Origin of the sequence: Aeromonas sp. V90_14 (genome assembly GCF_029967615.1) — a bacterium.
Classification (GTDB): Bacteria; Pseudomonadota; Gammaproteobacteria; order Enterobacterales; family Aeromonadaceae; genus Aeromonas; species Aeromonas hydrophila.
In genome coordinates this window covers 203,077-216,374 of the sequence record NZ_JASCAS010000007.1, presented here as the reverse complement: position 1 = coordinate 216,374, position 13,298 = coordinate 203,077, and the positions used below count along the sequence as shown (strand labels likewise).

Genomic DNA, 13,298 nt, shown 5'->3' with positions numbered 1-13,298 from the left:
CTTTAGCGCAGCCTGCTCGCCGCCTATCACTGACTCTGCCAACGGATGGGGCTGCACCTGCCTTTCCAGGCATGGTCAGCTTCCGCTCCCCGGCTGGTTATGATATCCATTTGATAACCTGGTCTGGGGCAGACGAGTCCCGGAGACTCGCTGCCGCCGAGGCCGATGTCCGCTGGTGCGCCCCTGGGTTTCGCCTTGCCGTGTTCATCCTTCCCCTGCTGGTCAGGGGTCATAGGCAAAAGAGGATTTTATGGAGTTGGTGTTACTGGCGGATGCGCCATCTGCCGCAGGCGTGGTTGCCTCATGGTATTTTGACGAATGGTGCCGCGACAGTGGTCGCTGCACGCAAGAGCAGGTACTGGCCAAGGTCACGGCGGCTACTCAGGTCGACCGGGCTCCGCTGATGGTGCTGGCCCGCCTGGCCGGTGAATGGGTGGGGGCTGCCGAGCTCAAGATCCGCGAAATGGCGATGTTTCCCGAGTACGAGCATTGGTTGGGTGGGGTCTATGTGGTTGAAAACGCACGCGGGCAGGGGGTCGCCTCCTTGCTGGTAACAGAGATCCTCAGCCGTGCTCGCAGGGCGGGGATCAGCAAGCTGTACTTGCAAACCGAGAACCTGACCGGTGGCGTTTATTGCCGTCATGGTTTCAAGGCCCTTGAGGAGGTCCATTATAAAGGCCTTCATGTGCTGGTGATGGTGGCGGATACCGGCGTCCCGTCCTCGTCAGAAAAGGTGGTCCAGTGATGCTTGATACTGCTGTTCTGCCGGTATAGCCAGTTCGCACAATCAATAAAAAAGCCAGTCAGGGTCACTGACTGGCTTTTTTGTTGGCGCTTGTCGGGGATCAGTCGATGAGGCTGGCCCACAGGTCGTACTCGTCCGCTTCATCGATGCGGACCTTGACCATGTCGCCGGGCTTGAGGCCGGTTTCACCGTTCAGATAGACCAGACCGTCGATTTCGGGGGCATCGGCGGCGGAGCGGCCGGTGGCACCCTCTTCGTCTACCTCGTCGATCAGTACCAGCATCTCCTTGCCGACCTTGCGGGCGAGCTTGCGGATGGAAACCTGCTGCTGCAGCTCCATGAAGCGCTGGAAGCGCTCTTCCTGCACCTCTTCCGGCACCGGATCCGGCAGCTCGTTGGCCTTGGCACCCTCGACCGGGCTGTATTTGAAGCAGCCGACCCGATCCAGCTCCGCCTTGTCGATGAAGTCCAGCAGCATCTGGAACTCTTCTTCGGTTTCGCCGGGGAAGCCGACGATGAAGGTGGAGCGCAGGGTGATCTCGGGGCAGATCTCGCGCCACTTCTGGATCCGCTCCAGGGTGCGCTCGACGGTGCCCGGGCGCTTCATCAGCTTGAGGATGCGCGGGCTGGCGTGTTGCAGCGGAATGTCGAGGTAGGGCAGTACCTTGCCGTCGCGCATCAGCGGGATGACGTCATCCACGTGGGGGTACGGGTAGACGTAGTGCAGGCGTACCCACATGCCGAGCTTGGCCAGCTCTTCGCACAGGGCCACCATGCTGGTCTTGACCGGCATGCCGTCGTAGAAACCGGTGCGGTGCTTGACGTCGACACCGTAGGCGGAGGTGTCCTGGGAGATCACCAGGATCTCCTTCACGCCGGCCTCTTTCAGGCGCTTGGCCTCGGCCAGCACTTCGCCGATGGGACGGCTCACCAGATCCCCGCGCATGGAGGGGATGATGCAGAAGGTGCAGCGATGGTTGCAGCCTTCGGAAATCTTCAGATAGGCGTAGTGACGGGGGGTCAGCTTGACGCCCTGGGCCGGCACCAGGCTGGTGAAGGGGTTGTGGGTCGGCTTCTCGACGTATTTGTGCACGTGACCCAGCACCTCTTCATAGGCGTGGGGACCGGTGATCTCGAGCACCTTGGGGTGGATCTCGCGGATCTGGTTCTCTTTGGCACCGAGGCAGCCGGTGACGATCACCTTGCCGTTCTCGGCCAGGGCCTCGCCGATGGCTTCCAGGGATTCCTGTACCGCGCTGTCGATGAAGCCGCAGGTGTTGACCACCACCACTTCCGCATCGTCATAGCTGGGCACCACGTCGTACCCTTCGGTACGCAGCTGGGTCAGGATGCGCTCGGAATCGACCAGATTTTTGGGGCAACCCAAGGAGACGAATCCTACTTTGGGGGCCTGTTTTGTGTTGGACATCGCTCAATCACTCTTAGGTGGCTCTAGTTTTAGGGCGCGGATTTTACCGGAATGGCTAACCAAAAACTATACAGCCGGCACGGCGGAATCGAACAATATCTCCGGCGAGGCAGGATTGTGCCAAGGCAGGCCCGTTTTGAGCCGATACGGGCGATGACGGCGCCCTTGCTCCGTCAGTTCGCTGGCTGTTGAGTTTCAACTCAATTTTGCGAGAGCGGGAAGACGGGGGTCACTATACTCCCTGCAGGCAGACTGGAAGGAAGGACGGGATGGACAGCTCATTTGGCGAGAGAATGCAGAACGTGCACGCTACGCTCAGGCAGCGGTTTGACAAGTTGAGCCGGGTGGCCATCGCGATTTATGACCAGCACACGGACAGGCTCAAGACCTTTGCCCACAGCACCGAGGGAAATTCCCCGCTGGTGCAGTACGAGGTCAAGCTGAGCGACGTCCCCTCTCTGCGCTATCTGGCCGAACACCGGCAAGCAAGGGTGCTCGACACGCTGGATTCGCTGCTGGGCTCCCCCTCCGAGCACAGCCGCAAGCTGCTGGCGGCCGGTTATGAATCCAGCTACACCGAGCCGCTGTTGTTCAACAGCAAGCTGTTCGGTTTTCTGTTTTGCGATGCCAGGGAGCCTGGCTACTTCGACCCCGCCATTCGCGGCGAACTGGCGGCATACGCCCAGATCCTGGCGGCCATCATCGCAGTGGAATTTTTCTCGATTCAGACCCTGAGCGGCGCGCTTACCACGGCGCGGGAGTTCAGCCGCTACCGGGATGAAGAGACCGCCAATCACCTGCACCGGATGTCGGCCTATTCACGGCTCATCGCCCGCGCCGTGACCACCCGTTATCCCTTGAGCGACGAGGAGGTGGAGTTCATCTATCTCTTCTCCGAGCTGCACGACATCGGCAAGATTGCGGTGCCCGACGCCATCTTGCTCAAACCCGGCAAGCTGACGCCAGAGGAGTACGGGGTGATGAAGATCCACCCGCTCAAGGGGCGGGAGATGATCGCCCTGATGATCAGCGAGTTTGGCCTCGACGGCATCCATCACACCGACATGCTCAAGAACATCATCGCCTATCACCACGAGCGCTTCGACGGTCAGGGCTATCCGGAGGGGCTGGCGGGGGAGGCGATCCCGCTGGAGGCCCGTATCGTCGCGGTGGCCGACGTGTTCGATGCACTCACCAGCGAGCGGCCCTACAAGCAGGCCTGGACGTTCGAAGCGGCCTTTGCCTACCTCGAAACCCACGCCGGCAGCCAGTTCGACCCCGCCTGCGTCGCCGCGGCGCTGTGCAACAAGGAGGCGTTTCGCGCCATCCATCAGCAATACCGAGAGCCCGCTGCCAGCTAGGCGGCGGGCCTGGTGTCATGACTTGCCCTACCTCGTTTTGCCCTGTTGCGACTCTGCCCGAGATAGCGTGAGAGCGGCGGCTGGCTCTGCCTCATCAAGGTTGCCAATCGGATAGAGCCCATCATGACGAGCGTCACTGATTGACCCGCTTCGTGCCATTGGGCTTATCCGGCTCTGGCCAGATCTGCTACTGTGACCATCAACTCATCACAAAGGGTGGAGCACAGCATGAAGATTCGATTCCTGGTGATAGCAACGGCCATGGCGCTGGCGTCGGCCCCCAGTCTGGCTGACTGGGCCAAGGTGAAGGCGGCCGCGAGCGAGCTCGGCAGCGCGGTGAGCGACACCAGCAAGGAGGCGTGGCAGAGCGTCACCGACTTCTCCAAGGCGACCTGGGCATCGGTTTCCCAGTGGGGCTCGGAGGCGTTCAACACTGCCGGCGCCTGGACCGACAAGAGCGTGGCCACCGGCAAGGAGTGGCTGACGGTGGCCGACAAGAAGCTCGACGAGATGCTGGAGCCCAAGACGGCCGACGAGGCGCGGCTTGCCCTCGATACCATGGCAGATACCGCCCTGGTGCGGCTGTTCAACCAGCAACCCTCTGCCAAGTTGTTGTTTGACAAGGCTTATGGCTATGCGGTGTTCGACTCGCGCAAGTTCTCCCTGATGCTGCACACCAACCAGGGGGCCGGGGTGGCGGTCAACCGCACCAGCGGCAAGCACACCTACATGAAGATGTTCGGTGCCGGGCTCGCGGCCGGGCTCGGCGGCAAGTTCTACCAGCAGGTGATCCTGTTTGAAGACAAGGCTAGGTTCGATGCCTTCGTGAGCCAGGGCTGGGAGGCCACCTCCGAGATGGGGGCCGTGGCGGGCAAGGAGAGCGCTGAGCTCAGCGCCAAGTACAACGGTGGCATGGCCATCTACCAGATCGGCGAGAAAGGCTTGCTGCTCGATGCCAACATCTCTGGCTCCAAGTACTGGGTGGACAAGGACCTGACCCGCTAGTCACCCGCTTTCCGGCCTTTTCCGTCGGCCCGCATCTTGCTGGCTGACGGGAAGGCCTGCTACTTGGCAAATAATCTGCCCTCGCATCGCCTGTTACGGGCTGCTTGCCCCCTCTCATCCCGCTTGCCTTGTGGTTTTCTACTTGTTGGCACCCTAATTGCTTACACCCTGACAGCGTCAATGATTTGTCTGGGGATGGAATATGGAAATTAGTGCAAGCAGCCTGATGCAAGAGATGCAGGCTCTCAAGGTCGAAGCCGGCGCCACGCCGCTGACCCAGCCCGGCCGCCAGGTCACGTCCGACTTTGGCCAGTTGCTGCAACAGGCCCTTGGCAACGTCAACGAGTTGCAGGGGGCCGCCAACGATCTGCGTACCCGTTTTGACATGGGCGACAACTCGGTCGACTTGTCCCAGGTGATGATCGCCGGGCAGAAATCCTCCATCGCCTTCGAGGCGACGGTGCAGGTTCGCAACAAGATGGTCGATGCCTACAAGACCATCATGAACATGCCGGTATAAGCGCGCTCACCATGGCAACTGAATATCATGAACATGTCAGCAATAAGGACATAAATCGTGGCTAATGACCAAAACGGCGAACTGCTGATGAACGATGAGGGCAGTGCCGCCCTCGATGAGAATGAGCAGAAGAGTTCAGCACTCGGCTTTCTGTCCAACACGGATGTGCTGCGTCAGATCACCCTGATCCTGGGGTTGGCCATCTGTCTGGCGATCGCCGTTTTCATCCTGCTGTGGGGCAAGGAGCCGGACATGCGGCCCCTTGGCACCTACACCACCCAGGAGCTGGTCAAGACCCTCGACTACCTCGATCAGCAGAAGATCCCCTATCAGGTGGATGGCAAGAGCGTGCTGGTCAGTGCCGAGAACTACTCCAGCATCCGGCTGGCGCTGACCCGTGCCGGCCTGGCCAACGCCACCGACACCACCAGTGACGGGGAAGACATCCTGCTCAAGGACTCCAGCTTTGGCGTCAGCCAGCGCATGGAGAGCGAGCGTCTCAAGCTGAGCCGCGAGCGCCAGCTGGCCAGCGCCATCGAACAGTTCCAGAACGTGGCCAAGGCCCAGGTGCTGCTGGCCATCCCGAAAGACAATGTGTTTGCCCGCAACGAACGCAAACCCAGCGCGACTGTAGTGCTGAGCCTCAAGGGCAATGCCCTCGGCCAGGGGGAAGTGGACTCCATCGTCGACATGGTCGCCTCCGCGGTGCACGGTCTGGAGCCGACTCGCGTCACCGTGACCGACCAGAACGGCCGCCTGCTCAATTCGGGCTCCCAGGATCCCGTCTCTGCCCAGACTCGCAAGGAGTTTGCGATGCAGCAGAAGCAGGAGCTGGAATACAAACAAAAAATTGACGCCATCCTGATCCCGGTGCTCGGCGCCGACAATTATACGGCGGAGGTCGATCTCTCCCTCGACTTCTCCCAGCAGGAGCAGACCCGCAAGACCTACAACCCGGACTTGCCGGCGGTGCGCTCCGAAATGACCATGGAAGAGAACAGCGCCAACGGCAGCAACGGTGGCGTGCCCGGCGCCCTCTCCAACCAGCCGCCTGCCGCCTCCAACATTCCGCAGCAGGCGACCGGCCCCAATGCCGAAACAACTGCGTCTTCTTCCGGCCGCTCCCGCAAGGAGGCGACCCGCAACTTCGAACTGGATACCACCGTCAGCCATATCCGGCGTCAGATGGGTGGCATTCGCCGCATGACCGTCTCGGTGGCGGTGGATTACAAGGCGTCTACCGCTGCCGATGGCAAGGTGACCCGTGAGCCCCGTACCCAGCCCGAACTCGATACCCTGCGCCGTCTGCTGAGCGGTGGCCTTGGCTTTGATGTGACCCGTGGTGATACTCTGGAGGTGGTCGCCATCCCGTTCAACCGGCCCGAGCTTGAGAGCGTGGCCGAAGCGCCGCTCTACGAGCAGCCCTGGTTCTGGCGTGCGGTGCGCATCGCCGCCTCCGTGCTGGTCATCATAGTGTTGATCGTCACCGTGGTGCGGCCCATGCTCAAGCGCCTGCTCTATCCGGATGCCAAGCCGGAAGGGGAATTGGACTTCGACAACCACACCGTCTTGGGTGGGGATGACGAGCTCAGTCTGCTGGCGGCTCAGGCTGAATCCGAGCCGGTGTTCGGGGTACGTGATGGCCATCTGAAACTGCCGGATCTGCACCGTGACGAGGACTTGCTCAAGGCGGTACGTGCGCTGGTGGCGAACGAACCGGATCTGGCCGCACAGGTCATTAAAGAATGGGTAGCGAACAAAGATGGCTGACGAAAACAAGACACAGGTCACCGGCAATGACATCACCGACAGTCAGCGCCAGATCCTGGATCAGATGAGCGGGATGGAGATGGCGGCGGTATTGATGCTGAGCCTCAACGAAGAGGATGCCGCCCAGATCTTCCGCCATCTCGAGCCCAAGCAGGTGCAGCGGCTCGGCATGTCGATGGCCTCCATGTCGGATTTCAGTCACGACCGGGTGGCGGCGGTACACCGTCAATTCATCGACGACATCCAGAAGTACACCAACATCGGTATCGGCAGCGAAGACTTCGTGCGCAAGGCGCTGGTGGCGGCCCTTGGCGAAGACAAGGCCAGCAACCTGGTGGACCAGATCATCCTGGGGTCAGGTGCCCGCGGCCTCGATTCGCTCAAGTGGATGGATGCCCGCCAGGTGGCCAGCATCATCCAGAACGAACACCCGCAGATCCAGACCATCGTCCTCTCCTATCTGGAGCCGGAACAGTCGGCCGAGATCCTGAGCCAGTTCCCGGAACAGGTGCGCCTCGATCTGGTGATGCGGATCGCCAACCTGGAAGAGGTGCAACCGGCGGCGCTGCAAGAGCTCAACGACATCATGGAGAAACAGTTCGCCGGTGCGGCGGGTGCCCAGGCAGCCAAGATGGGCGGCCTGAAGGCGGCAGCCAACATCATGAACTACCTCGACACCAACATCGAAGGCCAGCTGATGGACTCCATCCGCGAGTCGGACGAGGAGATGAGCCAGCAGATCCAGGATCTGATGTTCGTGTTCGAAAACCTCATCGATGTGGACGATCGCGGCATCCAGACCATGCTGCGGGAAGTGCCGGGCGATCTGCTGCAACGGGCGCTCAAGGGCTCCGACGATCAGATGCGCGAGAAGGTATTCAAGAACATGTCCAAGCGGGCCGCCGAGATGCTGGCGGACGATCTGGAGGCCATGGGGCCGATCCGGGTCTCCGAAGTGGAAGCGGCCCAGAAAGAGATCCTCTCCATCGCCCGCCGTCTGGCGGATGCCGGCGAGATCATGCTGGGTGCCGGTGGCGGCGAGGAGTTCCTCTGATGAGCGGTCACGTCGGCGTGAATAGCAGAGCGGGCAGCGTTATGGCGAGGAGTGCGGCAGACAGATGAACAACAACAAGCTGCGTGGTTATGTCAGACCCGACGGGGATGAGAGCCAGGTCCAGACCTGGGGCTGGCCCGAGATGGAGGTCGAGGCCGAAGTCGAGACCAATGCCCTCGGGCTGACGCCGGACTGGTATCGGCAGGAAGAAGAGGTCCCGGTCGAAGAGCCGGTGGAGGAGCCGGCCCCCAGCATCACAGCCGAGGAGCTCGAAGCGATCCGCCAGGCCGCCTGGGAAGAGGGAATGGCCGAGGGGAGTGACGCCGGTTACGCCAAGGGGCTCGAAGAGGGCAAGCTGGAAGGCCTGCAGCAGGGCCATGCTGCCGGGTTGGAGCAGGGCAAGGAGGAGGGGCTGGCTCTCGGCCGTGAGCTGGTGGATCAGCAGATGAGCCACTGGCAGGGGCTCATCGATCGCCTCGCCAACCCGCTCAAGGAGCTGGACGGTGCGGTGGAGCAGCAGCTCATCGCCCTGGTGATGCAGCTGACCCGCGCCCTCATCCGTCACGAGGCTGAAACCTCGCCCCGGCTGTTGCTCGAAGCGCTCAAGCAGGGGCTGGCGCTGTTGCCGGCCGCCGAACTGGGGGTCACCCTGATGCTGCACCCGGATGATCTGGCCCGGGTCGAGCAGGCGTTCGGCGCCGAGGAGTGCGCCAAGCGCCACTGGCGGCTGCAAAGCGATCCCACCCTCTCCCCCGGCGATCTGCAACTGGCCACCGAACTCTCCAGCATCGATCTGACCCTCGCGGGGCGCATCGATCAGCTGCTGCGCAACTTCCTGCGCGACAATGCATCGCAGGATGCCCGTGGCTAAGGGCGTGCGGGCCGCCAGGGTGCGGCCCGTCTGCTTTCTCTACCCATTCAACGTCATATCTCAGGAGGCCGGATGAGCGGCTCGTTACTCAATCGGTTGCAAGGGTATCGGGTACGCGATATCGCCCCCAAACCGCCGGTGGCCGGCAAGCTGACCCGGGTGGTGGGGCTGACCCTCGAAGCCATCGGCTGCCGCGCCGCGATCGGGGCACTCTGTCGCATCGATACCCAGGATGGCTCGCTGGAGGCCGAAGTGGTTGGCTTCTCCGGCGATCGGCTGTTTTTGATGCCGAGCGAGCAGCTCAAGGGGGTCATTCCGGGCGCCCGGGTGGTGCCCATCACCGAGGAGCACGGCATCCCGGTCGGCATGAACCTGCTGGGGCGGGTCATCGACGGCATCGGTCAGCCGCTGGACGGGCTTGGCCCCATCCTCTCTTCCCAGACGGTGCAGTTTGCCCAGCACCGCATCAACCCGCTCTCCCGCCGCCCGATCCATCAGCCGATGGACGTGGGGGTGCGCGCCATCAACGCCGTGCTGACGGTAGGGCAGGGCCAGCGGATGGGGCTGTTCGCCGGCTCCGGCGTCGGCAAATCCGTGCTGCTTGGCATGATGACTCGCGGCTCGGTGGCCGACGTGGTGGTGGTTGGGCTCATCGGCGAACGGGGCCGCGAGGTGAAGGAGTTCATCGAGGAGATCCTGGGGGAGGAGGGGCGTGCCCGCTCCGTGGTGGTAGCGGCGCCGGCCGATGCCTCGCCGCTGATGCGGCTCAAGGGGTGTGAGACGGCGCTGGCCATCGCCGAGTATTTCCGCGATCAGGGGCTCAACGTGCTGCTGCTGATGGACTCGCTCACCCGTTACGCCCAGGCCCAGCGCGAGATCGCCCTGGCAGTGGGCGAGCCGCCGGCCACCAAGGGCTATCCGCCCTCGGTGTTCGCCAAATTGCCGGCACTGGTGGAGCGGGCCGGCAACGGCAGCGACGGCCAGGGCTCGATCACAGCCTTTTTCACCGTATTGACGGAAGGGGACGATCTGCAGGATCCCATCGCCGACGCGGCGCGGGCTATCCTCGACGGCCATATCGTGTTGTCGCGGGAGCTGGCCGATGCGGGCCACTATCCGGCCATCGACATCGAAAAGTCCATCAGCCGGGTAATGCCCATGGTGACCTCGCCGGAACACATGGAGCTGGCGCGCACCCTCAAGCAGTTCTACTCCCTCTACCAGCAGAACCGCGATCTCATCACCATCGGTGCCTACAGCCAGGGCTCCGACCCCCGTATCGACCGCGCCATAATCCAGAAACCCTATCTGGATCAGTTCTTGCAACAGGGCATGCGCGAGGTCATTCACTACGATGCGGGCCTGCAGGCCCTGCAGCTGGTGGCCATGCCGCTGATGCGTTGACGAGAAGATAAGAGGGAGGCGTGCCCATGAGTAAAGGCTTGGTAATGTTGTCGGAGCGGCTGGTGGAGGCCGAACAGCAGGCGGCGCTGGCGCTGGCCAAGGCCCAGCAGGACTTGAAGATCTTCATGGAGCAGCAGGACGCGCTCAACCAGTACCGCCAGATCTACCACCAGCAGTGGACCGACCGCGGCCTGCAGGGCATAGGTGCCCAGCAGAACAGCCAGTATCACGCCTTCATCAACAAGCTCGAGCAGGCGGCCACCCAGCAGTACGAAGGGGTGCTGCAGGTACGCCAGGCGCTGGAACTGCGCCGCGAGGAGTGGCTGGCTGCCCAGCAGCGGCGCAAGGCGGTGGAGTTGCTGCTGGCCAAGCAGGCGGGACGCGAGCAGCAGAAAGCCCAGCGCCAGGAGCAGAAGATGCTGGACGAGTACGCCATGCTGCGCCGTTTCCACCATTCTGGCCTGTAACTTGCTTTCTTCTTGCCATCCCGTGTGCGCCTCACTTCCCCCGGGGAGCTGAGGATAAACCCGAAGCCGAATGTCGCCAGGAATCTTCACCATGATGCAGACACTGTTAACCAATTCTCCCGCCGCACTGACCGCTGCCGCTGCCGACAAGAGCGCTGTGCTGACGGCGAGCCAGGATGGCGGTGAAGGGGCCCAGCAGAGCGACGGCAAGGTCGGCTTTTCTGAGGTGATGAACCGGGTGCAGCAGGCTGACAAGGTCAATGCCAAAGCCGATGGCAAGGCCCCCAACGCTGATAGCAAGGCTCCGGCGCGGCCCGGCGCCGAGCAGGGGAATGTTGGTGCAGCGGACAGCAACAAGCCGGTGTCCACCGCCAAGGGCGAGGCTGCCAAATCTTTGGCAAATGAGGCCGAAGAGGCCGGTAGTGCCGACGACAAACCACAGAAGGGGAGTGAGCCCGACCCCGCTCTCGCCCCCAACGATTTCTTGCAGCGTCTGCAGGATGCCCTCAAACAGGACACCTCCCTGGTCGCCCCGCCGGCCATCAATCTGGTCGCCACGGCGCCCGTCGTCGAGACGGACGGCAAGATGTTGCCGCAGGCAGACGCGGACGCCGAGTCAACCGAGGCAGCGGCCACCCTCACCCAGCCGCTCGCCGGCAGCAGCGATAAACAGGGGGCGATGACCAGTGCCGCCGCGCTGGCCCGCCAGACTGCCAGCTTGCTCACGGGCGAAACCAGAGTGCCGGTTGATGCGAAAGCCGCGCAGCCAGATGCCGTCACGACGGATGACGCCGCCCTGGCGGCTCAGCTGCAGGAAACCGGAAAAGAGGAAAGCGGCAAGGAGAGCGGCGCCAATGCCGACCAACCTACCGATAACAATGGCAAAGAGACCAAGGGGAGCAAAAGCGAGCTCTCCGCCGCCGAGCGGGCGGCCTTGTTGAGCAAGGTGCCTGCCGCCGCGTTAAGCGAACAGGGTGAGAATGACACCAAGATCCAGCTGGAGGGCGCCGACAAGGGGGCCAAGCCTGTGGTGCCGCCCATGGCGGGCAAGGAAGAGCCGGTAAAAACCGCTCCGCTGCAGGCCACCCACAAGGCCGTGGCCACTCAGCCCGGCGCCGCCAGAGCGTTTGAAGAGGGGGTGACCCGCACCGATGGCGGCTCGAGCAACGGCGCTGCTGACAAGGCGCCAACGCAGACCGCCGCCGATGTGGATGGGCAGTCCAAGGCGGTGGCCGCCAAGGCCGAGGGTCAGCCTGCTCCTGCCGCCAGCAGCGGTGCACCGGCGCCGGCCACTGCCCCCGCCAGCGAACCCGTGCTGGTGGCGCCGCAACAGGTGCTCGCCAGCAGCGAGCCGCAGGGCCCGCAAGCGTCCTTGGCCAGCCTGTCAGCCGGGCTCAAGCAGATGGAAGCCACCGAGCGCAGCGAAGCCCCCAGGGCCCGCAGCGAGGTGAAAGTCGACGTGAAGCAGAAGGTGGCAGAGCTGGCTCGCGGCGGCGCCCAGGAGAGCAGCGAGACGACCACCACCCCGGAGAGCAGCCGCAGCCAGCAGGTCCAGCAGAACAGCCAGCCCCAGGCAGTGGGGCATGACAACCGGCCGGCGGCTACCGAAGCAGCCGCGCGGCGCGAGCCCGCCAACCTGCCCCACCTCAAGCTGGCCGATCCGGAGGCGCCGGCCCAGTTGCACCAGAAGGTCAACCTGATGCTGGCGGACAAGCTGCAGCAGGCGGAGATCCAGCTCGATCCCCTCGGCCTTGGCAAGATGAAGATCCAGATCCAGATGGGGGCAGACAGCCAGGCCAACGTCCATTTCGTGGTGCAGCACGGCCAGACCCGGGAAATGCTGGAGCAGGCCATGCCCAGGCTGCGTGATATGCTGGCCGGGCAGGGCATCCAGCTGGGCCAGACCCTGGTGCAACAACAGCCGCAGCAGCAGTCACAGGGTCAGTCGGCGTTTGCCGGTCAGGGCCAGCAAGGCCAAAAAGGCAGCGGATCTTTTGCCGAAACAGGCCAAACTGAGGCAGAGGTCACGGGCGCCGGCATGCGTTTGTCGACGGAATCGACAAACGACAGCGGAATTGATTTCTATGCTTGATGCCAGCCCGAGTAAGTTTATGATATCGAACAAGTTTGAGACTAGGGTGGACAAGGGATGGCAGACGATAACGAACTGACGCTGAAAGATCCGGCGGCAGGCAAGAAAAAGAAGCTGATCATGATTATCGCCCTGGCCGTGATTGTGCTGGGTGGCGGCGGGGCCGGCGCCTGGTTCATGCTGTCCGGCGGCGACAAACCGGCGGCCGAAGCCGCGGGGGAGGGCAAGGATGCCAAGCCCAAGGAGGCGGCACCCCAGCCTTCGCTCTACGTGGGCATGCCGCGCCCCTTCGTGTTCAACGTCTCCGGTGGTCAGCGCGACCGGCTGGTGCAGATCAAGATCCAGCTGATGGTGCGCGGTACCGCCGACGAGACGCTGGCCAAGCAGAATATCCCCCTCATCGAAGGCACCCTGCTGCGGGTCTTCAGTGCGGCCACCAGCGAGCAGCTGATGACCTTCGAGGGCAAGGAGAAGCTGCGCAAGGATTCACTGGAAGAGTGCCGTCGGGTGCTCAATGACCTGGTCTCTTCCCCCGTTATCGAACAAGTGCTGTTTACCGGCTTTGTCATGCAATAAGGGT

Annotated in this window: 12 protein-coding genes; 11 read left to right on the top strand and 1 reads right to left on the bottom strand. The window is 62.9% G+C overall.

The window, feature by feature from the left end; genetic code table 11:
* Positions 1–250: 250 nt before the first annotated feature.
* Positions 251–745: a GNAT family N-acetyltransferase gene (locus QLG02_RS07930; protein ID WP_226033192.1), complete on the top strand. Its 495-nt coding sequence runs from the start codon at positions 251–253 to the stop codon at positions 743–745.
* A gap of 100 nt (positions 746–845) precedes the next feature.
* Here QLG02_RS07930 and rimO read toward each other — a convergent pair whose 3' ends face one another.
* Positions 846–2,174, bottom strand: coding sequence for a 30S ribosomal protein S12 methylthiotransferase RimO (rimO, locus tag QLG02_RS07925; protein ID WP_011705268.1), 1,329 nt, complete (start codon positions 2,172–2,174; stop codon positions 846–848).
* A gap of 269 nt (positions 2,175–2,443) precedes the next feature.
* Here rimO and QLG02_RS07920 point away from each other — a divergent pair, with 269 nt between their 5' ends.
* The 10 genes from QLG02_RS07920 (at position 2,444) to fliL (ending at position 13,294) form a co-directional block, all read left to right on the top strand.
* Positions 2,444–3,535 (top strand): HD domain-containing phosphohydrolase, encoded by a 1,092-nt coding sequence (locus QLG02_RS07920; RefSeq protein ID WP_282464915.1) that lies wholly within the window; start codon positions 2,444–2,446, stop codon positions 3,533–3,535.
* A 228-nt stretch (positions 3,536–3,763) separates the two neighbouring features.
* Complete coding sequence (locus QLG02_RS07915; RefSeq protein WP_043124314.1) at positions 3,764–4,540, top strand: lipoprotein; 777 nt, start codon at positions 3,764–3,766, stop codon at positions 4,538–4,540.
* Between the two features lie 202 nt (positions 4,541–4,742).
* A complete protein-coding gene (gene fliE, locus QLG02_RS07910) occupies positions 4,743–5,060 on the top strand; it encodes a flagellar hook-basal body complex protein FliE (RefSeq protein WP_011705271.1) in 318 nt (105 codons plus the stop codon).
* A gap of 57 nt (positions 5,061–5,117) precedes the next feature.
* Positions 5,118–6,830, top strand: coding sequence for a flagellar basal-body MS-ring/collar protein FliF (gene fliF, locus QLG02_RS07905; RefSeq protein ID WP_016350050.1), 1,713 nt, complete (start codon positions 5,118–5,120; stop codon positions 6,828–6,830).
* Positions 6,823–7,884, top strand: a complete 1,062-nt coding sequence (gene fliG / locus QLG02_RS07900; RefSeq protein WP_011705273.1) for a flagellar motor switch protein FliG — start codon at positions 6,823–6,825, stop codon at positions 7,882–7,884. Before fliF ends, fliG begins: the two co-directional genes overlap by 8 nt.
* A 64-nt stretch (positions 7,885–7,948) precedes the next feature.
* On the top strand, positions 7,949–8,755 hold the full coding sequence (gene fliH, locus QLG02_RS07895; protein WP_282464914.1) for a flagellar assembly protein FliH: 807 nt from the start codon (positions 7,949–7,951) through the stop codon (positions 8,753–8,755).
* Between the two features lie 72 nt (positions 8,756–8,827).
* Positions 8,828–10,159: a flagellar protein export ATPase FliI gene (gene fliI / locus QLG02_RS07890; RefSeq protein WP_011705275.1), complete on the top strand. Its 1,332-nt coding sequence runs from the start codon at positions 8,828–8,830 to the stop codon at positions 10,157–10,159.
* A 26-nt stretch (positions 10,160–10,185) separates the two neighbouring features.
* The gene (gene fliJ, locus QLG02_RS07885; RefSeq protein ID WP_011705276.1) at positions 10,186–10,626 is read left to right on the top strand and encodes a flagellar export protein FliJ; all 441 of its coding nucleotides are present in this window, start codon (positions 10,186–10,188) and stop codon (positions 10,624–10,626) included.
* Between the two features lie 91 nt (positions 10,627–10,717).
* Entirely contained in the window at positions 10,718–12,718 is a 2,001-nt protein-coding gene (locus QLG02_RS07880) for a flagellar hook-length control protein FliK (protein ID WP_282464913.1), read from the top strand.
* A 57-nt stretch (positions 12,719–12,775) separates the two neighbouring features.
* Entirely contained in the window at positions 12,776–13,294 is a 519-nt protein-coding gene (gene fliL / locus QLG02_RS07875; RefSeq protein ID WP_011705278.1) for a flagellar basal body-associated protein FliL, read from the top strand.
* Positions 13,295–13,298: the final 4 nt, after the last annotated feature.

Coding starts and splice junctions, on each gene's coding strand:
- QLG02_RS07880 (WP_282464913.1), top strand. CDS start 10,718: ATGATGCAGACACTGTTAACCAATTCTCCCGCCGCACTGACCGCTGCC.
- fliG (WP_011705273.1), top strand. CDS start 6,823: ATGGCTGACGAAAACAAGACACAGGTCACCGGCAATGACATCACCGAC.
- fliE (WP_011705271.1), top strand. CDS start 4,743: ATGGAAATTAGTGCAAGCAGCCTGATGCAAGAGATGCAGGCTCTCAAG.
- rimO (WP_011705268.1), bottom strand. CDS start 2,174: ATGTCCAACACAAAACAGGCCCCCAAAGTAGGATTCGTCTCCTTGGGT.
- fliL (WP_011705278.1), top strand. CDS start 12,776: ATGGCAGACGATAACGAACTGACGCTGAAAGATCCGGCGGCAGGCAAG.
- QLG02_RS07915 (WP_043124314.1), top strand. CDS start 3,764: ATGAAGATTCGATTCCTGGTGATAGCAACGGCCATGGCGCTGGCGTCG.
- QLG02_RS07920 (WP_282464915.1), top strand. CDS start 2,444: ATGGACAGCTCATTTGGCGAGAGAATGCAGAACGTGCACGCTACGCTC.
- fliI (WP_011705275.1), top strand. CDS start 8,828: ATGAGCGGCTCGTTACTCAATCGGTTGCAAGGGTATCGGGTACGCGAT.
- QLG02_RS07930 (WP_226033192.1), top strand. CDS start 251: ATGGAGTTGGTGTTACTGGCGGATGCGCCATCTGCCGCAGGCGTGGTT.
- fliJ (WP_011705276.1), top strand. CDS start 10,186: ATGAGTAAAGGCTTGGTAATGTTGTCGGAGCGGCTGGTGGAGGCCGAA.
- fliH (WP_282464914.1), top strand. CDS start 7,949: ATGAACAACAACAAGCTGCGTGGTTATGTCAGACCCGACGGGGATGAG.